This window comes from Helicobacter pylori Shi112, assembly GCF_000277405.1.
In the GTDB taxonomy this organism is placed as follows: domain Bacteria; phylum Campylobacterota; class Campylobacteria; order Campylobacterales; family Helicobacteraceae; genus Helicobacter; species Helicobacter pylori_C.
Genome location: NC_017741.1, coordinates 1,299,367 through 1,323,552, shown reverse-complemented (window position 1 = coordinate 1,323,552; position 24,186 = coordinate 1,299,367). Strand labels below are relative to the sequence as shown.

21 protein-coding genes and 1 pseudogene are annotated in these 24,186 nt (G+C 40.9%); 7 read left to right on the top strand and 15 right to left on the bottom strand.

All coding sequences use genetic code 11. The features are described 5' to 3' along the window. Positions 1 to 192: 192 nt before the first annotated feature. The 7 genes and pseudogenes from trpE to HPSH112_RS06330 form a co-directional block, all read left to right on the top strand. Positions 193 to 1,695 carry an anthranilate synthase component I gene (gene trpE / locus HPSH112_RS06360; protein WP_014662279.1) on the top strand — a complete coding sequence of 501 codons (1,503 nt, stop codon included), beginning with the start codon at positions 193 to 195 and terminating at the stop codon, positions 1,693 to 1,695. Continuing rightward, on the top strand, positions 1,692 to 2,276 hold the full coding sequence (locus HPSH112_RS06355; RefSeq protein ID WP_000688209.1) for an aminodeoxychorismate/anthranilate synthase component II: 585 nt from the start codon (positions 1,692 to 1,694) through the stop codon (positions 2,274 to 2,276). Before trpE ends, HPSH112_RS06355 begins: the two co-directional genes overlap by 4 nt. After that, positions 2,273 to 3,280: an anthranilate phosphoribosyltransferase gene (gene trpD, locus HPSH112_RS06350; RefSeq protein ID WP_000658947.1), complete on the top strand. Its 1,008-nt coding sequence runs from the start codon at positions 2,273 to 2,275 to the stop codon at positions 3,278 to 3,280. The genes HPSH112_RS06355 and trpD overlap by 4 nt, the downstream gene beginning before the upstream one ends. Continuing rightward, entirely contained in the window at positions 3,273 to 4,631 is a 1,359-nt protein-coding gene (trpCF, locus tag HPSH112_RS06345; protein WP_001141464.1) for a bifunctional indole-3-glycerol-phosphate synthase TrpC/phosphoribosylanthranilate isomerase TrpF, read from the top strand. Before trpD ends, trpCF begins: the two co-directional genes overlap by 8 nt. Before the next feature lies 1 nt (position 4,632). Then, positions 4,633 to 5,814 (top strand): tryptophan synthase subunit beta, encoded by a 1,182-nt coding sequence (gene trpB / locus HPSH112_RS06340; RefSeq protein ID WP_001034228.1) that lies wholly within the window; start codon positions 4,633 to 4,635, stop codon positions 5,812 to 5,814. Further along, positions 5,811 to 6,599: a tryptophan synthase subunit alpha gene (trpA, locus tag HPSH112_RS06335; protein WP_001269604.1), complete on the top strand. Its 789-nt coding sequence runs from the start codon at positions 5,811 to 5,813 to the stop codon at positions 6,597 to 6,599. Before trpB ends, trpA begins: the two co-directional genes overlap by 4 nt. Before the next feature lie 192 nt (positions 6,600 to 6,791). Continuing rightward, positions 6,792 to 7,046, top strand: a pseudogene (locus tag HPSH112_RS06330) (thiamine diphosphokinase); the annotation flags it as partial. 240 nt (positions 7,047 to 7,286) lie between these two features. On the opposite strand, the gene HPSH112_RS06320 reads toward HPSH112_RS06330, so the two are convergent. From HPSH112_RS06320 to nuoD, 15 genes are all read right to left on the bottom strand, one after another. Further along, positions 7,287 to 7,502, bottom strand: a complete 216-nt coding sequence (locus HPSH112_RS06320) for a cytochrome c oxidase subunit II (protein ID WP_000669956.1) — start codon at positions 7,500 to 7,502, stop codon at positions 7,287 to 7,289. 22 nt (positions 7,503 to 7,524) lie between these two features. After that, positions 7,525 to 7,896: a hypothetical protein gene (locus HPSH112_RS06315; protein WP_000390722.1), complete on the bottom strand. Its 372-nt coding sequence runs from the start codon at positions 7,894 to 7,896 to the stop codon at positions 7,525 to 7,527. A gap of 184 nt (positions 7,897 to 8,080) precedes the next feature. Further along, complete coding sequence (locus HPSH112_RS06310; protein ID WP_000355178.1) at positions 8,081 to 9,460, bottom strand: phosphomannomutase/phosphoglucomutase; 1,380 nt, start codon at positions 9,458 to 9,460, stop codon at positions 8,081 to 8,083. A 1-nt stretch (position 9,461) separates the two neighbouring features. Next, entirely contained in the window at positions 9,462 to 11,873 is a 2,412-nt protein-coding gene (locus HPSH112_RS06305) for a tetratricopeptide repeat protein (RefSeq protein WP_000266423.1), read from the bottom strand. Further along, a complete protein-coding gene (nuoN, locus tag HPSH112_RS06300; RefSeq protein WP_000904192.1) occupies positions 11,863 to 13,341 on the bottom strand; it encodes an NADH-quinone oxidoreductase subunit NuoN in 1,479 nt (492 codons plus the stop codon). The genes HPSH112_RS06305 and nuoN overlap by 11 nt, the downstream gene beginning before the upstream one ends. Next, complete coding sequence (locus HPSH112_RS06295; protein ID WP_001160014.1) at positions 13,328 to 14,866, bottom strand: NADH-quinone oxidoreductase subunit M; 1,539 nt, start codon at positions 14,864 to 14,866, stop codon at positions 13,328 to 13,330. The genes nuoN and HPSH112_RS06295 overlap by 14 nt, the downstream gene beginning before the upstream one ends. A 3-nt stretch (positions 14,867 to 14,869) precedes the next feature. Continuing rightward, complete coding sequence (gene nuoL, locus HPSH112_RS06290; RefSeq protein WP_001200255.1) at positions 14,870 to 16,708, bottom strand: NADH-quinone oxidoreductase subunit L; 1,839 nt, start codon at positions 16,706 to 16,708, stop codon at positions 14,870 to 14,872. Positions 16,709 to 16,710: 2 nt separating this feature from the next. Then, positions 16,711 to 17,013 carry an NADH-quinone oxidoreductase subunit NuoK gene (gene nuoK / locus HPSH112_RS06285; protein WP_000579759.1) on the bottom strand — a complete coding sequence of 101 codons (303 nt, stop codon included), beginning with the start codon at positions 17,011 to 17,013 and terminating at the stop codon, positions 16,711 to 16,713. Further along, on the bottom strand, positions 17,010 to 17,558 hold the full coding sequence (locus HPSH112_RS06280; protein ID WP_000464171.1) for an NADH-quinone oxidoreductase subunit J: 549 nt from the start codon (positions 17,556 to 17,558) through the stop codon (positions 17,010 to 17,012). The genes nuoK and HPSH112_RS06280 overlap by 4 nt, the downstream gene beginning before the upstream one ends. Beyond that, positions 17,551 to 18,213, bottom strand: a complete 663-nt coding sequence (gene nuoI / locus HPSH112_RS06275; protein WP_001118539.1) for an NADH-quinone oxidoreductase subunit NuoI — start codon at positions 18,211 to 18,213, stop codon at positions 17,551 to 17,553. The genes HPSH112_RS06280 and nuoI overlap by 8 nt, the downstream gene beginning before the upstream one ends. Positions 18,214 to 18,223: 10 nt before the next feature. Continuing rightward, positions 18,224 to 19,213 carry an NADH-quinone oxidoreductase subunit NuoH gene (nuoH, locus tag HPSH112_RS06270; RefSeq protein ID WP_001277298.1) on the bottom strand — a complete coding sequence of 330 codons (990 nt, stop codon included), beginning with the start codon at positions 19,211 to 19,213 and terminating at the stop codon, positions 18,224 to 18,226. Next, positions 19,210 to 21,744 carry an NADH-quinone oxidoreductase subunit G gene (locus HPSH112_RS06265; protein ID WP_000632099.1) on the bottom strand — a complete coding sequence of 845 codons (2,535 nt, stop codon included), beginning with the start codon at positions 21,742 to 21,744 and terminating at the stop codon, positions 19,210 to 19,212. Before HPSH112_RS06265 ends, nuoH begins: the two co-directional genes overlap by 4 nt. Next, on the bottom strand, positions 21,741 to 22,727 hold the full coding sequence (locus HPSH112_RS06260; RefSeq protein ID WP_000012667.1) for a hypothetical protein: 987 nt from the start codon (positions 22,725 to 22,727) through the stop codon (positions 21,741 to 21,743). Before HPSH112_RS06260 ends, HPSH112_RS06265 begins: the two co-directional genes overlap by 4 nt. A gap of 2 nt (positions 22,728 to 22,729) precedes the next feature. Further along, the gene (locus tag HPSH112_RS06255) at positions 22,730 to 22,960 is read right to left on the bottom strand and encodes an NADH-ubiquinone oxidoreductase subunit E family protein (RefSeq protein ID WP_000819168.1); all 231 of its coding nucleotides are present in this window, start codon (positions 22,958 to 22,960) and stop codon (positions 22,730 to 22,732) included. After that, complete coding sequence (nuoD, locus tag HPSH112_RS06250; RefSeq protein ID WP_000068192.1) at positions 22,957 to 24,186, bottom strand: NADH dehydrogenase (quinone) subunit D; 1,230 nt, start codon at positions 24,184 to 24,186, stop codon at positions 22,957 to 22,959. The genes HPSH112_RS06255 and nuoD overlap by 4 nt, the downstream gene beginning before the upstream one ends.

The following is a 24,186-nucleotide window of genomic DNA, read 5'->3' as shown; positions in this document are numbered from 1 at the left end:
AAAGTTTAATCTGATTAAAGTGGTTTTTCGCATTCCTAGTTAAAATTTCTCATTCTCTCATAAATTGAGCCTTGAAAAATCCAATTGAGTTTAAGTTAGATTAGCCCTTATAAGCTCTATAAGGTTATTAATTTATTGCCCATTTATCTATTTCTTGTAGAATACCGGTTTATTTTTAGCGTGAAGAAATTGATGATCAGTCTAGTAGAAAAAGCCTCTTACATTCCCTATCCCCTAGCTCTTTATGAAAAATTAGAGCAACAGCACACCTTGCTTTTTGAAAGCGCTGAGATTGAGAGCAAAGCGCACACCAAATCCCTTTTAATGGCTAAAGCCTGTTTGAAGCTAATTTGCAACCACAATATCGTAACTATCACTAGCCTAACGCCTAATGGCGGGGCGTTTTTGCAAAAATTGAGCGCGTTTTTTAAAACGCCTATACAAGACAATGCCCTAATTTTAACCTACACCAAAAATAAAAAAACGCAAGATGAGTTTTTAAAACTCTTCGAGCCTAGCCCTTTTGACGCTTTAAGGGGGATTTTTAAAAGCGTTAAAACAAAACCCAAACACCCCTTTACGCTTTTAAGCGCGGGCGTTTTTTCTTTTGAAATGCTCAATTTTTTTGAAGACTTGCCCCACTTAAAAGCGCAAGACAACACAGCGTATGACTTTATTTTTTTCGTCGCGCAAAATTTGATCATCATAGATCATAAAGAAAAAAGCGCTGAAATCTTGGGGGCGTGTTTTGATGAGCGCTTTAAAACAGAGATAGCCCAAGAATTACAGGATTTAAAAGAGTTGGCTAAAAACATCAAAAGCGATTTTATCCCTAAAAAATCCAAGCAAAGTAGAGAAGTTAGCGCTAATTGCAGCGATAGCGAGTTTGAAAAAAAGGCGCTATCCTTACAAGAAGAAATCAAAAAAGGCGAGATTTTTCAAGCGGTGTTGTCGCGCAGCTTTTACATGGAGTGCTTGGAGGGTTTGAGCGCGTATTACCATTTAAAGCTAACTAATCCTAGCCCCTATATGTTCTATATCAAAGACAGCGATTTTGTTCTTTTTGGGGCAAGCCCTGAGAGCGCTTTAAAATACAACGCTTTAACCAATACGGCTGAAATTTATCCCATTGCTGGCACTCGTTTAAGGGGTAAGGACAAACAAGGGAATATTGATTACGATTTAGACAGTAAAATGGAATTTGATTTGCAACACGATTATAAAGAAAGGGCTGAACACATCATGCTAGTGGATTTGGCCAGAAACGACATGGCCAGAGTTTCAAAAAAACGCTATTGCGATAAGCTTTTAAAAGTGGATAAGTATTCCAATGTCATGCATTTAGTCTCAAGGGTTGTTGGGGAATTGAAAAAAGGGTGCGATAGTTTGCATGCTTACAGGAGCTTTATGAACGCCGGCACGCTTAGTGGGGCGCCTAAAATTTCTGCGATCAGGCTCATTTACCAATTGGAAAACCAAAGGAGAGGCTCTTATGGGGGGAGTGTGGGGTATTTAAATAGCGAGGGTTCTATGGATTCTTGCATCACTATCCGTTCATGTTTTGTCAAAAACAATAGGGCCGTGATCCAAGCAGGAGCCGGTATTGTGCTAGACAGCGTGCCACAAAACGAAGCGAATGAAACAAGAGCCAAAGCGCAAGCCCTTATTGATGCGATCAGGAAAACAAGCTTATGAAAATCTTTTTTATAGATAATTTTGATTCTTTCTCTTATAACTTGGTGTATGAATTAGAGTGTTTGGGTTATGAAGTGGCTGTTTATCAAAACGATATTGATCCGAGTTATCTTATAGGCTTAATGAATGAAGAATCAAAAACGCCTTTATTGTTCATTTCACCCGGACCTGGTAACCCTAGCAGTTCAGGCAATCTTTTAAAAATCATTGAAATGGCTAAAAAGAAATTCCCCATTTTAGGGGTTTGTTTGGGCTTACAAGCTTTAGCGCAAAGCTATGGGGCTAAAATCATAAGGAGTAAAGAAATCGTGCATGGCAAAGCGACGACTATTGCGCTCAAAAAGCATGCCGTTTTTAAAGGCTTAGGGGAGAGCATGGTGGTGGGGCGTTACCATTCTTTAATGGCAAGCGGATTGCCTAAAAATTTAGAAGTGATCGCTGAGCATGACAATATCCCTATGGCTATTATCAATGAAGAAGACAAGATTTTAGCCTATCAATTCCACCCTGAAAGCATCATGACTTTACAAGGGAGGGCGTTGTTAGAGCAAAGCGTGGGGTTTTTAGAAGGGTTATCATGAAAGAGATTTTAAACGCTCTATACCATCAAAAAGACTTAAACGATGGAGAAGTTAAAAAATTATTCACCCTTATTATCAACGAAAAAGTAAGCCCGGCGCAACTTGGGGCGATTTTGTGCGCTTTAAAAATCAAGGGCGAGAGCTTTAAGGAGATTAGCGTTGCTGCAACCACGCTTTTAGAGCATGCCCCTAAGCCTTTTGATAGCGGCTTGGATTTAATAGACAATTGCGGCACAGGGGGCGATGGGTTAAAAACGATTAACATCAGCACGATTGCTGCACTCATTGCCAGCTCTATGGGATTATCTATGGCCAAACACGGATCAAGGAGCGTTTCTAGTCATAGCGGGAGCGCGGATTTGTTGGAAAATTTAGGCGTGAACATTGAAATGAATCCCACGCAATTAGAGAATTGTTTCAAACAAACGCATTTTGGGTTTTTATTCGCGCCTTTATACCATCAAAGTTTTAAAAAATCCGCCCCTTTAAGAAAAGAGCTTTTCACTAAAACGATTTTTAATTGCTTAGGGCCTTTAATCAACCCCTTAAGGCCCAAAATCCAGCTTTTAGGCGTGTATGAAAAATCCTTGTGCAAGACTATGGCACTAGCGTTAAAGGCTTTAGGCGTTAAAAGGGCGATGGTGGTTAATGGAGGGGGGACGGATGAAATCGTGTTGCACGATACTACGCATGCGTGTGAATTGAAAAATAACGGAATTTTAGAGTATGACTTGAGCGCTAAAGATTTTGATTTGCCCCCCTATGATTTGAAAGAATTACAGATTGAAAACGCACAAGAAAGCATTCAAGCGTGTTTAGATATTTTAGAAAACAAAGGCAAGGATTCGCATACAATGGTGGTTGTGGCGAATGTGGCGAGTTTGTTGTATTTAAGCCACAAGGCTAAAGATTTAAAAGAGGGCGTGAGCATGACTTTAGAGCATTTAAAAACCAAAGCGCCCTATACGCATTTGCAAAAAATCATAAGATTAAGCCATGCCTAGCGTGTTAGAAAACATCCTTAAAGACAAGCTCCTAGAAGTTTCTATGCTCAAAAAAAATCACGCTTTACCGACAAATATAAACCCAAGCGATAGGGATTTTAAAAAGGCGTTACTAGAAAAAAAGACCAGCTTTATTTTAGAATGCAAAAAAGCATCGCCCTCTAAAGGTTTAATCAGAAAAGATTTTGATCTGTTGAAAATAGCCAAGACTTATGAAAAATTCGCCTCTTGCATTTCAGTTTTAGCCGATTCTAAATATTTTTTAGGCTCTTATGAAAACATTAAGATTGTTTCGCAACATTCCATTAAGCCCATTTTATGCAAAGATTTTATCGTTGATGCTTTTCAAATCAAACTCGCTAGAATGATGGGAGCTAATGCGGTGCTTTTAATGTTAAGCGTATTAGATGATAAAAATTATTTAGAGCTTTTCAATCTCGCTAAATCCTTAAACATGAGCGTGCTGACTGAAGTTTCTAACCAGCACGAAATCAAGCGCTTGCTCAAACTCCAATACGACATTATCGGCATCAATAACAGGGATTTACACACCCTGACAACCGATATTAACCACACGCTCAAATTACGCCCCCTTTTGCCTAAAGACGCGCTCATTATCAGCGAGTCCGGTATTTATTCGCATGCACAAATCAAAGCCCTAGCCCCTTATGTGAATGGCTTTTTAGTGGGCAGCTCTTTAATGAAAGAAAAGGATTTGAAAAAAGCGTGTATTAAATTGATTTTAGGCGAAAATAAAGTGTGCGGGCTTACAAGGATTAAAGACGCTAAAGCCGTTTATAAAAACCATTTTATTTATGGAGGTTTGATTTTTGAAAAATCTTCGCCCAGATACATCAAGCCTAAAAAAGCCCTAAAAATCACAAAAGCGGTTAAAAAATTGGATTTTGTGGGCGTGTTTGTGAAAGATAGGATTAAAAAAATTCAAAAAATCGCTAAAAAGCTTGATTTAAAAGCGGTGCAGCTTTATGGCTATTCGCAACAAGAAATCGCTCAATTAAAAAAATCGCTCCCTAAAACTTGCGCGATTTGGCAAGTAGGGAGCGTGATGAATACTAACGATTTAGCGCCTAAAGTTAAAGAAGCCTCTCTAATCTTATACGACACTAAGGGGGATAAAATGGGAGGCAATGGCGTGAGTTTTGATTGGGGTATTTTAGAAAATGTCAAAACGCCTTTCATGTTAGCTGGCGGGCTTAATTTGGATAATATTCAAAAAGCCTTGAAAGTTAAAGCGTTGGGTTTGGATTTCAATTCAGGTTTAGAAACAAGCCCCGGGATTAAAAATAAGGATAAAATCAAGCGATTAGCCCGAATTTTAAGAGAGTATTAAGATGAATAAAAAAGCGTATTTTGGGGAGTTTGGAGGGAGTTTTGTTTCAGAATTGTTAGTGCCTGCATTAAGAGAGTTAGAACAGGCGTTTGATGCGTGTTTGAAAGATGAGGAATTCCAAAAAGAATATTTCCATCTCTTAAAAGATTTTGTGGGCCGTCCTAGCCCCTTAACCTTGTGTCAAAATATCGTTTCTAACCCTAAAGTTAAGCTTTATCTAAAACGAGAAGATTTAATCCATGGTGGGGCGCACAAGACTAATCAAGCCTTAGGGCAAGCCCTTTTAGCGAAAAAAATGGGTAAAACAAGGATTATTGCTGAAACAGGCGCTGGGCAGCATGGCGTGGCGACGGCTATCGCTTGCGCGTTGTTGGGTTTAAAATGCGTGATTTTTATGGGGGCTAAAGACATCAAGCGCCAGGAAATGAATGTTTTTAGAATGCGTTTATTAGGCGCTGAAGTCAGAGAGGTTAATTCAGGGAGCGCGACGCTTAAAGACGCTGTGAATGAAGCCTTAAGGGATTGGGCGAGCAGTTACAAGGACACGCATTATTTGCTAGGCACAGCCGCCGGGCCACACCCTTACCCCACAATGGTTAAAACCTTTCAAAAAATGATAGGCGATGAGGTTAAAAGCCAAATTTTAGAAAAAGAAAACCGCTTGCCTGATTATGTTATCGCATGCGTTGGAGGGGGGTCTAACGCTATAGGAATATTTAGCGCGTTTTTAAACGATAAAGAGGTTAAACTCATAGGCGTAGAGCCGGCGGGTTTAGGGCTAGAAACCAATAAGCATGGGGCGACTTTGAATAAGGGGCGTGTGGGGATTTTGCATGGGAATAAAACCTATCTTTTACAAGATGATGAAGGCCAGATTATAGAAAGCCATAGCATTAGCGCCGGGCTTGATTATCCAGGAGTGGGGCCAGAACACAGCTATTTAAAAGAGAGCGCTCGCGCGATTTATGAAAGCGCAAGCGATTTTGAAGCGCTAGAAGCCTTTAGTTTGTTGTGCCAAAAAGAAGGCATTATCCCAGCGCTAGAAAGCTCACACGCCTTAGTGTATGCCTTAAAACTCGCTCAAAAATGCGAAGAAGAAAGCATCATTGTAGTGAATTTAAGCGGTCGGGGGGATAAGGATTTAAGCACCGTTTATAACGCTTTAAAAGGAGGTTTAAAATGAGGTATAAAAACATGTTTGAAACCTTAAAAAAACAAGAAAAAATGGCGTTTATCCCATTTGTAACCTTGGGCGATCCTAATTATGCATTGAGTTTTGAAATCGTTAAAACTTTAATTGCTAGCGGGGTGAGCGCTTTAGAATTGGGGTTTGCTTTCTCTGATCCGGTAGCGGATGGCGTTACCATACAAGCGAGCCATTTAAGAGCGTTAAAACACGCTAGCATGGCTAAAAATTTCCAGCTTTTAAGGGCGATCAGAGATTACAATCCCCACATTCCCATAGGGCTTTTAGCGTATGCGAATCTCATTTTTTCTTATGGCGTGGATAATTTTTACGCCCAAATCAAAGAATGCGGCGTGGATAGCGTTTTAATAGCGGACATGCCCCTAATAGAAAAAGAATTAGTCCTAAAATCCGCTCAAAAACACCAGATTAAACAAATCTTTATCGCCAGTCCCAATGCGAGTAATAAAGATTTAGAACAAGCCGCTATGCATTCGCAGGGCTATATCTACACTCTGGCTAGGAGTGGGGTTACAGGAGTGAGCCGTATTTTAGAAAATGACGCGAGCGCTATTATTAAAACCTTAAAAACCTTTAGTCCTACCCCCGCCTTATTGGGCTTTGGCATTTCTAAAAAAGAACACATCAAAAACGCTAAAGGCATGGGCGCTGATGGCGTGATTTGCGGCTCAGCGTTAGTCAAAATCATAGAAGAAAATTTGAACGATGAAAACGCCATGCTGGAAAAAATTAAAGGGTTTATAGGAGAAATGATCTCTTAAAGGCTTTTAGGCTTTTATTGTTTCAAAAGGCTAAAAATCATCAGGCTTTATTGCACGTGCCTTATTATGGCGTTAGCGTAGAAAATACCGCCATAAACCTAACAACAATATAAAGGCAACCTTGTAGTATTGGTTGATAGCGGCTTAAAATTGCGGGTATTTTGATAATAAAAAAGGCTAATTTTCATATACCAAGCCGTAAGCGATTATGGTCTTTTTAGGGCGCTAGAAACCCCTTTTACTTTGCCCAGTTTTAAAGGGGAACAAATCTCGCTTTTTAGCCTGGATTTTAACGCCCAATTCACTTCCAAAAATCTCAAATACCCCTTAAAAAACTTGCGTTTAAAAACGCTCTTTTCTGGTTCGCTCAATGAAGCTACAGATAGTTTTTTTAGCCTTAGCTCTACACCCAAATCGGTGGTGTTGGTGTATCAAAAGTTCTTATGATCGGGCTTGTTAAACAGGATCAAACAAATTTTCCATTCAATAAAAACCAGAGTTTAGAAAAAACCGAAATAGAGCGTCAAAACAATGCGCTTTTGCCTAAACAAGAAGAAACCAACACGACCGCAACCGCCAAAGAAGAAAACCCCACTCTATTATTTTTCTCTATTTTCATAATCATAAATAATATGACATATAAAAGCCACTACGATCACAACCGCAAAAGAAAAAAACCCCATTCTATTACCTTTTCCTATTCTTCGCAATAACATATAACATTAATACAAACACAACGCTAGCAATAAATACAGCAGTCCCATGTGAGAATCCGTAGTCTCGTTCAAGCTCATGAGCCCAGCGACCCACGCGACTTTGTGGATTTGGATCGCCACAACCCACAAAGACCAAGCTACTTAATGCTATAAAAAACAATAAATACCATTTAGCTAAAAATTTCATGCTCGCTCCTTTTGAAAAGAACTCAATAAGTCTTATTCTGCCAAGAGAGACTCAAGTCAGTCTCTCTTATCTCTCTGCTGTCCATCAAGTCGCTGAAGCACTTTTTGAGATAATGATAGTTATTAGCGTCGAAGCCTTTTTGGTGAAAAGAAGAATCGCCAAGACATTCAAAGCCATTTTTTCTCATTGTATCTATGAGATAAGTTTTTAGGTCTTGAGGGACAAAATCAAATCGTGAATACTCTAAGTGAAAATGCAGTGTGTGCATTCTTGTTGATAGAGTGGCATCGTGAAAAGAACCTTGACTCCGAATCCTATCGCAGATCTTAAGATAATCTCTTATTTGATCGCCCGATATACTACCCATAAGTCCCAAAACAAACTCCTCTTCCATAAACACCCCTTTAATTTAAGTTTTATTTCAAATTGATTTCATTATAATAGGCTTAGGCTTAGCTTAAATAGTGCAAAAAATTTGAGATCTTATGATTTTATGTGTGGTTTTAAAGTAACTTGTTTGATTGATCTAATATTTTTAAGAGTAAGGGATATAAAATAAGATTATCCCAAGCTCTATTTTAAAGTTTTTCTAATAGCCCAAGTAACGCTCTTTTATACTCTAACGCCGTTGTTTCATCCTTGCCTTCAAAGCGGCTGACTAAATACGGAGTGGTGTTGCTTGCGCGAATAAGCCCAAAACCATGTTCAAAAACCACTCTCACGCCATCAATGCTGATTATTTCTTTGATTTTAGGGAAATGGCTTGGTGGGTTTTTAAGCGCTTCTTGCAGGTTATGAATGATTTCAAATTTTTCTTCTTCGCTCACGGCGATTTTTTCTTCAGGCGTGGTGTAGGAATAGGGGAGGTTTTTAATGGTGTTTTCCAAATCGCTTGGGGTTTGTTCAAGCAATAATTCTAAAGCCCTTAAGCATGCATAAAGAGCGTCATCATAGCCAAAATAGCGCTCTTTAAAAAAGATATGCCCGCTCATTTCAGCCGCAAAATGTGCATGGGTTTCTTTGAGTTTGATTTTTAAATTGCTATGCCCGGTTTTATACATGAGCGTCTTACCAAAAGCATTAATCGTGTTATACATCACTTGAGAGCATTTGACTTCGCCGATCACAAAGGGGGTGATGCCTTGAGCATGCAAGCGTTTAGCGAATAAAATCGCTAATTCATCGCCCGCATAAACATGATGAGAGCTTAACATCGCAATCCTGTCCGCATCGCCATCAAAAGCAAAGCCTATAGAAATAGCGTTTTCTTGCATGTGTTTTTCTAAATCTTTTAAGTTTTTCGCTTCGCTAGGGTCTGGGTGGTGGTTAGGGAAATTCCCATCAGGATCGCTATAAAGGCTGCTAAAATCAATGCTTAAAGCCTTTAAAATAGGCTCTAAGCCTAACGCTCCCACGCCATTACCAAAATCCAGGGCGATCTTGTATTTAAGGTTTTTTAAATGCTCAAAATCCTTGATCAAATAGCGCTGATACGCTTCTAGGGCATTGGCTTTCTTTGGTGTTTCTTTTAGGGGTTTTATTTCATGCTTGGCGTTTAAAAGCGTGTCTTTTAAAGCTTGAATGTCCTTGCCATAAAACGGGTTTTGATTGAGCGTGATTTTAAAGCCGTTGTATTCTTTGGGGTTGTGAGAGCCAGTGATCATGATGGAATTGGGGCATTGGATGTTGTCTATTTCATTAAAGGCCGCAAAATACGCTACCGGTGTGGGGATTAGCCCTAAATCATACACTTTCAAGCCGCTTGATTGTAACCCGGCGCTCAAAGCTTCAAAAAGCGATCGCCCATGCACCCTTGCGTCATGCCCTACAAACACGCTTTTATCGTATTCTCGCATGATTTTCCCTAACTCCACGCCGATACTAAAGGTGCTCTTTTCATCTAAAGTGGTGGGGTAAATGCCTCTAATATCATATTCTCTAAAAATGCTAATGTCCATGTTATGACTCCTTGTTTTTGAATAAATTTAAACCCTGTTCGCATAAATTTTGCCATGCGTTTGTTTGATCTTTTTGCTTTAACTGAACGCATTTTTCTAAACTGGCTCTAGATTTTGCTTTTTGATTGGTTAGATCCAGTAAGCCCGATTGCAAGTATAAGGCTTTTTGGCGATCTTCTAAAGAAAGCCTGCGGTTTAAAAGTTTGTCTAGCGTTTCTAGCGCTTTTAAATAGTCTTTGGTGGTTCTGTAAGCGTCAATGAGGGCAAATTCGCTAAAGGGCGTGTAAGAATAGTCCTTATAAGCGTCTTGGAGTTTGAGTAGGCTTGTGGCATAAATTTTGACGCTTTTAGGGTCTTTTTCATTTTCTAGCAATTTAAAATAAACCAACGCCATGCGTTTATCGTCTTTGAAATGCTTTTCTAAAAACGCATACAAATGGAGGGCCAATTCTTTTTCATTGTTTTGCATGTAATCTGAAAATAAAACAAAAGCAATATCGTAAAATTCTTTTTTATTCAAGTTTTGAGCGAGAGTTAAAGCGTCTTTAGAGGCCAGAGTGGAATTTTTAAAATCCCCTAAGCGGTAGTAATTGCGCCCCAAACGATAAAGCCATACCAATTTCTCACTAGGGGTTTTAGCCGCTTTTAAAGCGTTTAGGGCAATGATTTGCGCTTTTTCTTTGAGCGATGCGAAATACAAGCAATCAAAGGCTTGGATTTCTTCTTTGGGGCTGAATGCAAAGGCTGTGATCTGGGATAAATATTTTAAGGCTTCTTTACAACGATTGTCCTCTAGTGGGGTTTTAGCAAGGATATTGAGCGTTTTTTGAATCAAAGGGGAATCTTTAGGCAAATTTTTTTGCATGCCTAAAACTTCAGCATAACGCTTGTTTTCAAACAATAGTTGGGCTTTCAATTCTAAAGCCTTTAGGGCTTCATTAGAATTAGGGAAACTTTGAATGATTTTGTCATAGCGGGCGATTTTTTCTTGCGTGTTCCCCTCCATTGAAAAAAGGGCTTTTTCATCGCGCGCTCTAACGACAGAAGCTTTATCCAATTCCGCATGATCTTGCAAATATTGCAGATTGTAAAGGTGGGCGTTTTTAAAGTCCTTGATCCTTGCATACAACGCCCCTAAATCATAAAGCGCTTGCTCTTTAGCTTTCGCATCATCGTCTTGATTGAGGAGCAAGTGAGCGATCTCAATCGCGCTTTCATTCATCTGGTTTTTTTTCAATAATTTGAGCAAGTCTAGGGCTGATTCGCTATGCATAGAAATATAATCAGGGTTGGATTGAACCACCTTATCAATGAGGTATTTAGCGTTATTAAAGTTTTGATAGTTTATCTCTGCTTCAGCCCAATTAAGAGCGATTTCACTCGCACTCTCTTTGTCTTTGGCGTTAGAAAAAGCTTCTTTAAAAAGCATGCTAGCGTTGCTCAAATCAGAGCCTTCAGCCGCTTCAATGGCTAAACGCATTTGGGCTAAAGGAGCGTAGCGCGAGTTCTTGTATTCTAAAAGAATGCGTTTGTAATAGCGCATGGCCTGTTTGTAATTGTTGTTTTCGTCTAAAGCTTTGGCGACATAGTATAACACTTCAGGGATACTGGGATCAGTCGGGTAATTTTTAATCCACTTGGTGCCAATGTCTATGAGTAAGGATTTTTTAATGCCTAATTGGCCTAATGCGATAATTTCTAATAAATACAAATCTTTTTTAAAAATCGTTTGAGGGTAGTTTTTAAACGCGCGGCTAATCGTTCGTAAAGCGTCAAAATAGGCTTGCGAATTGATTTGTTTTTTAGCCTCTAAATAGGCGTTTAGATCATAGCCCTTTGTGGTGAGTAGGGGTTTGTTATTCACATCTAGCTCTTGAATGATAGGGGTTTGAGCGTCTTTAATGACAATGGGGAAATTCAAGCCTTTTTGAGCGTTGTTTTTTTCGCTCAAAAAAGGGATATTTTGATCATAGCCTATGATTTGCCACATTTTGGCTTTAGGATCGTTTTCCACAAAAAGGGGGATCGCTTTTTTATAATCCCTGTCAAAAGAAAAAAGGGTGAGCCTTCGCATCACTTTGGGTTTGATGTGTAAAATGAATTGTTGTTGGCGCATAGAATAGGTGATATGGAAAAAAGCGTTTTCTAAAGGGGTAAAACCCTCCTTAGGGATAGAGTCTATCACGCATTCTATGGGGCGTTTAGCGCGTATAATGGATAAAGAGGCTTCAATCCCGCTTGGTGGTTTTTCATTAGTATAAAAACAAGAAAACGCTTTGTTGTGTCGTAAGGTTAAAACAGAAAAATCCTCCCCCCCTTCCTTGCCTTGCGTGAGCGTGAGGCTTAAAGCGTTGAGAGAATGGGAGAGCAAACTCACACCCATTAAAAGAAAGATTTTTGACTTAAGCCACAAACTCTAAAAGCCCTCGCATCATAAAAACAGAGAACAAGCACGCTAACGCCATGGCAATAACGACCGCATAAATGGGCATGGTAGCGTTTTGGGTGTAAATATCGTTTTGAGCGTAGCTTTGGGTTTGTAAGGGCTTATTGAAAAACATCGCCACGAGCCAACGGAAATAATAAAACGCAGCCACTGCGCTATTAACTAACATCACCACCGCTAAAAGAATGTGATTGCTCTCTAAAGCGCTTTCAACGGCCAAAAATTTCCCCCAAAACACGCTAAAAGGCGGGATCCCTGCAAGCCCAAAAACAAAAATAGCGCCCAAGATCGCCACTAAGGGGTGGGTTTTGATAAGGCCGTTGAATTTGGAATAGGGGTGATCGTAGCGTTCATCCCATGTTTTTTCCCGGCTTTTTAAGAGCCATAAAAGGCCAAAAGCCCCAATGTAAGTGAAGGCGAACATGAACCAATAAACAAACATCGCTTGTTGGCTGTCTTGAGTGTGGATAAACACGCACGCTAAAGCGAATCCAGAATGCGAAATGGAGCTATAAGCGAGCATTCTTTTGACATCTTCTTGCCATAAAGCAAGGAAATTAGGGATGGTGATAGTCATAAGAATGAGGGCGTAAAAAATGTCTTCTACCCAAGCGGTGCGAGTGTCTATAAACGCCCCAAAAAGGCGAGTCGCTACCACAAAGCCAGCGATTTTAGGCACAATGGAAATATAGCTCGCAAAGACCGGGTTATTGCCCTCATACACATCCGGCATCCAGGTATGGAAAGGCACTAAAGAAACCTTAAAGCCAATCGCTCCAATCAAAAAGATAGCGCCCATCGCAAAGAGCATGGGGTTTGTGATACCTTCAGTGTGTAAGTATAGGGTAATGACTTCAAGATTCAAGCTCCCTGTGAGGAGATAGAAAGCCATCGCCCCCATAGCAAAAAATGCGCTCGCCATCGCCCCCATAGTGAAATATTTGATCCCTGCTTCTAATCCGTAGCGTTTATCGCTCAACGCCATTAACACACAAAGGGGTAAGGACGCTGTTTCTAGCCCAATAAGGATTAGTAATAAATGGTTGCTTGAAACCATGAATTGAAAGCCAGCGACAATAAACAAGTATAGGGAATAAAATTCAGCGGTCTGAAATTCGTTGAAGCGCTCTTTTGAAAGGGCTAAGAAAATGAGCAAGAAGGCTGAAATCAAGACAATGCTTTGAGAAACGAGCGAGAGAGTATCCAAGCTCAAAAACCCAAAAAAGGCGTTTTCTTGCTCTTCTAATCCTAAAACCACCAAAAAATCCAAAACCAAAAAGAGCATGCATAAAAACACATTCAAGTTGCGTGAAAACCTGGAAGTGAAAGCGTTGATTAAGAGCGTGAAAATCCCCCCACACACCAACACCAGCATGGGTAAAATGCTCTCAAAATTAAAGCTGTCAAAAGAGATGTGGAAACTATCTATTAACATAAGAAACCTCTTTTATCTTAGTATCCAATGAACCTAAAAAAGGGAGCGAGCGGATTTCTATCACCTCTAAAAGCTGCCTAGAGCCTTGCTCAATCGGTTTTAAAAGCACTTTAGGATAAATCCCTAAAATTAAAATCAAAGCTAAAATCACGCTTAAAACCCCTACCTCACGAGCGTTCAAATCTTCAAACACGCTTATTTGATTGCTTCCGGCTTTCAAATTGCCAAAGAAGACATCTTTATATGAAGTGAGCATGTAAATCGCTGAGAGAATGATGCTTGTTCCGGCAATGATAGCTAAAAGAGGGTAAGTGGCAAAAAACCCTAATAAGCTTAAAAACTCGCCCACAAAGCCAATGCTTAAGGGCATGCCCACATTCGCCATCAAAACGATCATAAAAAAGGCTGCAAAAATGGGAGCGCTTTTAGCGATTGATCCAAAGCGAGCGATTTCTAAACTGCTGGCGCGCTCTTCTAGGATACCAGCGAGCAAAAATAATCCCATGACAATAACGCCATGCGCAAACATCATAAACACCGCCCCTGAAATCCCCTCAACATTGAAAGAAAAAACCCCAAGCACCACGACTCCCATGTGCGAGAACGAGCTATAAGCGATGAGGGTTTTTAAATCTTTTTGAGCGTAGGCTAGAAAACCTCCATAAATGATCATGCATAGCGCCACAATGGCTATGGGGGTTAAATAGATTTCTGAAAGCTCAGGAAAAAGCGGGAGCAAGAATCGTAATAGGGCGTAAGTCCCCATTTTAGAAAGCAAGGCTGAAAGCATGACAGAGCCTAAAGTAGGAGCGTTAGAATACGCATAAGGCAGCCATGTGTGCAAGGGAAAGAGCGGGATTTTAACCGCAATCCCTATTAAGAAAGCCACAAAGAGCCAGGTTTTAACCCCGCTAGAAAAGTTCAATTGATACCAGTCTAAAATATCAAAACCCATCATGCCGTAATTATTCGCATAGTCATGCCCAATGTATAAAATGCCTAAGAGCATGCATAATGACGCTAAAAAGGTGTAGAGGAAAAACTTCATGCCAGAATAGATTTTATGGTTACGGCCAAAACGACCGATGAGGTATAAAACCGGCAAGAGCGAGATTTCCCAAAAAGCGTAGAAAAAGATCATATTAAGAGAAGAAAACACGCCCATCAAAATCCCCTCTAACAACAAAAGACAGATCGCAAAGTCTTTACGATGCTCTTTGACATAAATCACGCACAATAACACCACAATAGCGTTTAAGAGCAACAAAAAGAGCGCGATGCCATCAACGCCCACATGGTAATTCACGCCAATTTGATAGATCAATTCCTTCATTTCTTCAAACTGCATGCCCGCTGTTTGAACATCAAACCCATGCCACAACAACAAGACCAATAACAATTCAATCAAAGCGATGACAATCGCATACGCCCTACTCGCTTGATCGCTCATAAAGAACGCTAATAGTGCGCTCAGCATGGGGAAAAAGATCACCACGCTTAAAAGATGCGCATGTAAAAACTGCATTTCTTATCTCCCAAAAAAAGCTACAAACGCTAATAAGATTAAAACCCCGGCCACCATGAAGCGCAGCATGGAAGTCAAATTCCCGTCTTGACTGATCCTAAACACACGCCCTATGACAAAAACGCTTTTTCCTATAGTATCCACTACCGCATCAATGATCCTTAATTCCACGACTTGGTGCAAGAATGAAGCGATGGCGCTAAAAACTTTTGCAATCCCTTGATAGAGCTTGGGGATATAGTATTGGTTGAGCAAGAGCTTGTATAAAAAGCCCCCCTCTTTTTTGGAAGTGATACCATTTTTATATTTAAATATGGCATAGGCGATGCTCAATAGCACCACTATGGTGGTGGTGCTGATTAAAAGAGCGAGCGGGACGGGATACTCTTCAACGCTAGGGATCACTTGAGAGATGAAATGAAAAAACGGCTCTTCAAAAAACCCGGCAATGACCGCTAAAACCCCTAACGGCAGCATGCTTAAAAGCATGAAATTTTGAGCCTCATGGGGGTGGTTGATAGCGTGCTGTTTGGGTGCAAAAAACACAAGCATGATGAGCCTGAAGCTATAAAAAGCGGTAAAGATCGCCCCGATTAGAAGCGCAAACCATAAAACATGGTGGTGCATCCCAAAAGCCGCTTCTAAAATTTTGTCTTTAGAAAAGTATCCCGCGAAAGGGTAAATCCCGCACAAAGCCACTGAACCTATAATCATAAAGATAGCTGTGATCCTCATAGGCTTGTATAAAGCGCCCATTTTAGTAATATCCAGATTGTCTTCCATCGCATGCATGACATTCCCTGATCCTAAGAAAAGGAGGGATTTGAAAAACGCATGCGTAAAGAGATGGAAAAGCGCGATCGCATAAGCCCCAAGACCGGCCGCTACAAACATATAGCCTAATTGAGAAAGCGTGGAATAAGCCACAATGCGCTTTAAATCCTTATTGACTAAAGCCATGCTCGCTCCAAAAAGAGCCACAAACGCCCCTAAACATGCGATAAAATAACCCACTTCAAACACCGCGCTATACAAGGGATTGGCTCTGATGACTAGATACACCCCAGCGGTTACCATCGTCGCTGCATGGATGAGAGCGGACACGGGGGTAGGCCCCTCCATAGCGTTGGCTAACCATGTGTGCATAGGGAATTGAGCGCTCTTCCCCATAGCGCCAATGAAAAGAAACACGCTAATGTAAAAGAGCATGGAATAATCGGTGTGATTGAGCATGCTAAAGACTTCTTTATACTGGAGGGTGCCAAAATTCCAAAAGATCAAAATAATCCCCATGAGCATGCCTAAATCCGTGATTCGATTCATCACAAAGGCTTCAATAGAAGCATCATTCGCGCTTGTCTTATGATACCAGAAGCCAATGAGCAAGTAAGAGCATAGCCCCACCCCTTCCCAGCCAATGAAAAGCCCTAAAAAATTATCGCTCAACACCAACACCAGCATGGAAAACACAAAGCCGCTGAGATAGGAAAAATAGCGGTTAAACCCTTTATCATGCTCCATATAGCCTATAGAATACACATGCACTAAGAAAGAAACTAAAGTTACCACGACAATCATGACCGCATTGATATTATCCAGCATGAGAGAAAAGCCGACTTTAAAATTCCCTACCACGATCCAGTCAAATAAGTATTTTTCATAGCTTTGATTGTGCCATGCTTGAATGAAAAGAACCACAGCGCCAATGAAAGAAACCAGCACGCACAAAGAATTGAAAACGCCCACATGCAACGCTTTAGCTTTAGCCCCAAACAGCCCCGCATAAAGCGCGCCGATTAAAGGCAAAAACAACACCACTGACAGCAAAGAAGAATACTGCATGCTCAACCTTTCATAGCGTTTAAAGAATCAATATCTAAGCTCTTGTATTTCTTAAACCACAAAATCACCAAGCCCAAACCAATAGCCACCTCACTAGCGGCAATAGCGATAATAAAGAGCGCAAACATCTGCCCATCTAAATTATGCGTGTATTTAGAGATCGCTACAAAACCGATATTGATCGCATTGAGCATGATTTCTGTAGAAAAAAAGAGCAACAGAATGTTTTTGCGTTTCAGCATGCCCGCTAAACCAATGCAAAAGAGCAACCCTGAAACAATCAAATAGTGGTTTAACCCTATCATAGAGATTCCTTTATAAATTGCGTGTGATTTTTCCCATGGATTTTTTGAATCCCTGTAGCGATGCCTCCAACCATAGCGACTAAAAGCATTAAAGCCGCCGCTTCAAAAGGGATGAGGTAATTGGTAAAAAGCACATAACCAATGGCTTTAATGTTAGGGATTTGCGCATCAATAGCGTTGGAATTGACTTGATTAGAAAGGTTTTCGCCAATGCTAGGAGCGCTTAAAATCAAGGTGAGTAATAGCGCCACGCCAAATGAAAGCGCGCACAAGATTTTAGGGCTTTGCTTGCGTTCAATTACTTCTGCAGCGGAGTTGAAAAACATCATGCCAAACGCATACATCACAATGACCGCGCCCACATACACCGTGATTTGCACCACGCCCAAAAACTCAGCGTCTAGTAAAAAGAAAAAAGCGGAAATAAAAACCATGCTGCTGGCAAGAGCGGTAATGGCATAGAGGATATTTGTGGTGGTGATCACCACTAACGCCATGCTTAAAGTAAGGATCGCAAAGAAATAAAAGGCAATGGTTTCAAACATTTTCATCTCCCTTATTGCTTTCTGGGTTTGTTGGAGTTTCTTCTTTTGATTCTTCTTTTGAAGGCTCTTGGACATAATCTAAAGGGGTGGCTTGCATGCGTTCGTTGTAATTAGGGCTTACCGCACCAAAGCCTAAAAACTCGACATGCGAGCAGTTTTTAGCGTCTTGTTCGCTCGTTAGAAACTCGCTTTTAGAGCCGTATTGGGAGCGTTGGGTGCTGGCGTTTTCAAACCGATTCCCCATAACAATCGCTAATTCTGGGCAAACTTCTGCGCACAATCCGCAATAAATGCAACGCCCCAAATTGATCGTGTAAGAATCGATCTTTTTGCGGTTGTCTTCGCCCTTATGCGTGATGATCCTTATGCAATTGCTCGTGCAAATCTTTTCGCACAGCCCGCAGCCAATACACCTTTCAGAGCCTGAGTCTAAAAGCCGTTGCAAGTTATGCACCGCGCGATAACGAGGGCTTAAGGGGAGTTGCTCCATAGGGTAATGGATGGTTACGCTTGGGCTAAAAAATTCCTTGATCGTAAGCCCTAGCCCTTTGAATAGATCCAAACCCAAGCTCGTTTTAATGGTGTCTTTAAATTGCTCGGTCGCGCTATGGACTTCGGCTCGTTTAGGAAGTTGCTTGTATTCTTGTTTGGCCATAAAACCTCCTTTAAATTAAAATGATAATGCCTGTTAGCACAATGTTCAATACCGCTAAAGGCAGCATGATTTTCCAACACATATTCATCAGTTGGTCTGGGCGCACATGCGGATAAGTCGCTCTAACCCACATGGATAAAAAGACAAAAAAGCCCGCTTTAATCACAATCGCTATTCCTCCAGGGATAAAACCCCATGCGTTAAACCCGCCAAAAAACACGATAGAAATCACAAAAGAAAAAGCGAATAAATGCGCGTATTCCGCTAAAAAGAACATGCCCCATTTCAAGCCGCTGTATTCGGTGCAATACCCTGCTACAATCTCGGCTTCATGCTCTAACAAGTCAAAGGGGGTGCGATTCAATTCAGCATAACTTGCGATCAAAAACAAAACAAACGCTAGAGGTTGCTTAAACACAAGCCAGTCTAAAAACCCACCGCTTTGGTAATTATTGATTTCCACTAAAGAGAGCGATCCTACCACCATTAAGGGGGCTAGAATGGTTAAAGTGCTGACCACTTCAAAGCTGAGTAATTGGATCGTCGCTCTTGCTGAACCGATTAAAGAGTATTTGTTATTAGAAGCAAGCCCGGCTAAAATAGGCGCATAAATCCCTGCTGCACCCACGGCTAAGAAAAACAAAAAGCCAATGTTGATGTCAGAAATAAGGGGCTTGATCTCATAGCCAAACAGAGTGAAATTAGGGAAAAAGGGGATAGGTGCCATGGACACAAACGCGCTCACCATCGCAATAATGGGTGCTAGCGTGAAGATGAACTTGTTAGCGCCTTGGGGGATAATGTCTTCTTTGGTGAAAAGCTTAATGCCGTCTGCTGCGACTTGCAAAAGCCCAAAAGGCCCCACATAACAAGGCCCTAAACGGCGTTGGAAATAGGCTAACACTTTCCTTTCAATATAAGTGGCAAAGCCTCCTAAAGCCGAAAAAACAGCGACTAAAATCAAAATTTTAATCAAGGTTTCAATGATATAAGCGCTCATGCTTGCTCCTTTAAATCCACGCTATCAAACACGCCCTCTCTAAAAAAGCCAGAATGGTTTTTCAAAAGAGAAGGCGAGATAACAAACACCTCTTGATCCAAGCTTTCATCAAGATACAAAACGCCTGTTAATTCCTCTTCTTCTTTAGATAAAGTGATGCTTTGCCCCACTTCTTTATTCAATTTTTTTAAGAAAGCTTTAGACACATAGACACCGGCTTTTAATTGCAAATTCTCGCTTTTATTGGTAGCGTTATTGAATTGCGTTTCTGGGTATTTTAAATACGCGTTGAAAGCGATTTTTTCTTTTAAAGGCTTGATAGGCTCGCATTCTGTGGTTTCGTATTCTTTAGCGCTCTTTTCAAAAGGGCTTGTTCCTAGCAGATAGCCTCTGTGATTGACTCTGTCGTTAGTGAAATAGTTGGTTAGATGGTCAAATTCTATGGCTTTAAAGCCCGCTTCTGTAGGGAGTTTGTGGGTGCATTCTGTGAGGTTTTCTTCCACAAAGCCAAAGCCTTGCATAATATCGCTCAAATCATAGCCTTCAAATCTCAAAGCCGGTTTTAAGGGCAACACGCGCCCTTCAATATTAGTGATCGTGCCCTCTAGCTGGTTAAGGCTGGGTAAAATAAAATCCACTTTGCTGACGGCGTCTTTTCCAAAAACCCTATCATCGCTATTGATAGTGAAATCCCCTTGAGCGCGAATGCCTACAATTTTTTCATGTTCAAAAATTTCTTCGCTCAATTCACAAAGGGAAGCGATGCCTAAAGCGTTGGCGCTTGGGGGGATAAGAATGAGTTTAATAGCGCTTTTTTGGGCTAACAAACGCAACATTTTAGCGATATTGTGGGCTTGTTTATGGCTATAGATTTCTTCGCCAACCACTAGCAAGGTGTTATTTGATTTTTGCAAAAGAGCCAGAATTTTTTCATAAGTTTCTGAATTGATGCCCGCTTCTTCAAGCAACAAATAAGTGGTTTTGGTAGGGACTTCAATACTTTCTTCTTTAACCTCTGTCTTGTTTTTTTCTTGATTTTCTTCTTTTGGGGTGGCTGCTTCTGTTTTATCCTCTTCTTGATTTTCTGCCTTATTTTCTCCAATATTGCACCCTTGCTCGGCTTGTTCTAAAGCTTTTTTTCGCTCTTCTTCTAAGGCTTTAAGAGCCGCTTCATCTACAATGCTTTGCTTGGAATCTTCTAAACTTTTTAGAGCCGCGCTTTCAATGTTAAGCATTTTTAAAAGCATGCCCAAAAGGATTTCTTCAGCCCCCACTTCATGGGTGATGCAAAAAGAGCTTCGGCACAAATTCGCTAACGCGTTATCCTTGATAGGGTGCATAGCGATCAAAGAAGCTTTATTGAGTTTGAGGGCGTTATTGATAGCATAGCGCACCAAAGGGTTTTCTGTTTTGATAGAAGATCCTATTGTGATGACTAAATGAGAAGTTTTAATCTCTTCAATGCTGGGGCGTTCAACTTCGCCCAATACTTTTAAGAATTGTTGGAAACGATACGCTTCTTGATTGTAGATTTTAAAATCAAGTTTTTTCCTCAAACGCTCTATTAAAAACGCCTCTTCATTCGTAATGTCTCCTCCTATCCACACCGCTTCGCATTCTTTGAGGGCGTTTTGCGCTTCTTTAAGATTAGTGCTGCCTTTAGGGCTAGAGCTCACATCAAAAGCGAAACGGCCTGCCCCACAAATAGGGTTATGGTAAAAATCATTAAGCACTCTAAAAATTTTAGATTCTTCGCCTAGAGTATCAAAATGGCGCACATCATAAGAAATCAAACAACCGGCTGAACAATGCGAACAAGTAGAATGGATCTTTTTTAATTCCCATGCGTTAGCCGTGTAAGCGAAATCTTTATAACTCAAAGCGCCCACAGGGCATACCGCAATGCACTCCCCGCAATCATAACAAGGCACGCTGCCCACAAAAGAAATAATGCCTTTTTGCTTACGACTCCACACGCTAAAAGCGTCTTTGGACATGCGGTCTTTAAATTTATCTGGAGCATGCAAATTGGCTTTAGTGGCTTTGAGGTTGTCTTCGCCCACATTGTCCTTGCAAGTGGTTACGCACCTTTCGCACATGATGCACAAATTGGGATCATACAAGGCTTGTGCCCATGAATCTAGCGCTTTAAAATCATCAGCCACCGCATAAGGTTGGTGCTCTACGCCGGTTAAATGCGTCATGTCTTGCAATTCGCACTCCCCGCTCTTATCGCACACGCCACACTCTAGGGGGTGATTGACATCATAAGTTTGCATGATGCTTTTTCTTTCATCCATGAGCGTTGGGGTGTTGGTGAGGATAACGGCGTTGTTTTTGGCTTTCGTGTTGCAACTATAAACCCGTTTGCCATCCATTTCAACCATGCACATTTTGCATGCGACTGTGGGCGAGCAACCGCTTAAATAGCAAATAGTAGGGATGTAGATCCCAGCGCTCCTAGCAGCCTCTAAAACGCTTTGTCCCTCTTGGCATTCAATCATTTTGCCATTGATGTTCATTGTGATCATGAAATTCCTTGAGAGTGGGATAAAATAGGGATATAAGGGTAAGCGTCAAAAAACGCCCCTTCTAAAATCGCAATCAAACCCTTCAAATGGGGGCTTTCTTCTAACTCGCATTCTAGCGTTTTATTTGAGATTTGAAACCCCGCTTTAGAATGCTGGATTTTATTAGCGATCTTAAATTGCTTGGAAAAAGATAATCTGGGGGTTTCAAGACTCTTGTAAGAAACATAAACAAACGAGCCGTTAGCCTCACCCATTCGCTCTAAAAGCTCTAAATCTTTTGATTTAAGTTGCGATTCAAAAGGCAAAACACCCTCTTTTAAGGCTGTTTCTAGCAGCCATTCTTGATCTTTAAAATCATAAAAAGCGGTTGTTGCGTTTGAATTATTGCAAGGGATATGCAAAATTTCTAGGTGGTTTTGCAACTCGCTTAAAAGGGTGTATAAAAAGGCGCTATCCGCATGCTTAGTGATTTCTCTGTTTAAAACAAGCACCCTTTTTTTTGCTTTAATGATAAGAGCGATAAGTTCTTGCAATTCTTCTTCGCTCATGTTCGCTTCAGAACTTAAATACCCCACATCAACATCTTCTAAAACATGCCCTTTTAATTGGGAAGTTTTTTCTAAAATACCCCTTAAAATCAAAGCCAAAACCGCCGCTTCCGTGTTGATTTCATACGACGCAAAAAGGCAATTTTCTTGCAAGTCTCTTGTGTCTTGTAAGGGTCTTAACAAGGCGTAGGGGAGTTTTAGTTGGTTAATGTTTTCTAAAACCAATCGTTCATTTTCATTCAAACAAGCGTTTGAAAAACCCCCAAACAAAACGCACAAATCGCTTTTTTCTAAAAGGTTTAAGCTATCTTTTGTCATCTTGTAATTGATTTTAAACCCTTTCTTAAGAGATAATTTTTCTAAACAATAGGCTTCTTTCAAGCTAAGAGAAGAGCTTGCGATTAAGGGAGAATTTAAGGGGTTAAAGCCGCTCAAAATCAAGCCTTTTTCCTCACGACAATCGTCCAATCCGCTTGATTGAAACGCAAAGAATTGAGGAGCTCATGCCCTTTAGATTGGATAAATTCAGCGCTCTTAGGGATATTAGAAAAATCCCCCACTTCAAACATGAAAATAGCGACTTCATTAGGTTGCATTTCTTTTTCAATCAATTCTTCTAAGCGTTCAAAAATACCCGCTTTTAAGGGGCGTAAATCAAAGCGTTTCATCTATCCACCTCGCCAAACACCGCATTGGTTGAGCCAATCACGGTTACCGCATCCGCTAAATATTGCCCCACTAAAATATCGCTTAAAGCCCCAATGTGATAAAAGCTAGGGGCTCTGATTTTTAATCTATGAGGGTAAGGCTCGCCTTCTGAATGGATAAAAAACCCTAATTCCCCTTTAGGGCTTTCTGTGGGGGCATACACTTCCCCAACGGGCGGGCGCATGCCTTGAGCCACTAAAACAAAATGCTGCATCAAGGCGTAGTTTTGCGTCATTATATCTTCTTTAGGGGCAGAAATATAATGCGGGTTTTGAGCCATGATAGGCGTATCGGTTTTAGCATACATGGGAATGAGTTGTTCAATGATGCGGATGCTTTCATCAATTTCTAGCATATACAAACAATACCTATCATAGCTATCGCCATAATTGCCCACCGGCACATCAAAATCAAGCTCTTTATAAAGCTCATAAGGCTCTTCTTTTCTAATGTCATAAGCGATCCCACTCCCTCTTAACATGATACCGCTCATGCCCCAGCTTTGCGCCATTTTGGGCGTTACAACGCCCACATTTTCCAAACGCATCCGCCAAATGCGATTCTTGTCCAACAAGCCTTGAATGAGTTTTTTGCATTCTCTCATTTCGCCCAAGAACTTTTTTAAGCCTTCTAACCAATTAGGGGGTAAATCTAAAGGCACGCCCCCAATCCTTATAGCGTTATGCGTGAGCCTAGCCCCGCAATAATCCTCCATCAAATCCAAGCCGTATTCCCTCGTTTTAAACGCATACAAAAACACGCTCATCGCCCCCACATCTAAAGCATGCACGCTGATAAAAAAGATGTGTGAGATCATGCGGTTAAGCTCTAGTAAAATCGTGCGGATCACTTGCGCTCGACGAGGGATTTCTAAATTGAGCAAGGTTTCTACCGCATGCGCGTAAGCGTAATTATTGCTGGCAGAAGAAGTGTAATCCAATCTGTCGGTAGTGGGCATGTATTCGTTATAGGTCATGTTTTCGCCTAACTTTTCACAGCCTCTATGCAAGTAGCCAATTTCAGGGGTAGCCTTAATGATTTTTTCGCCCTCTAATTCCAAAATCAAGCGCAATTGCCCATGACTGCTGGGGTGTTGGGGGCCAAAGTTTAAAATCATTTGGTTGTCATCATGTTCAAAAATGATGTTTTCAAACTGAGGGTTGAGTTTCGTGAAATTTTGAGCCAT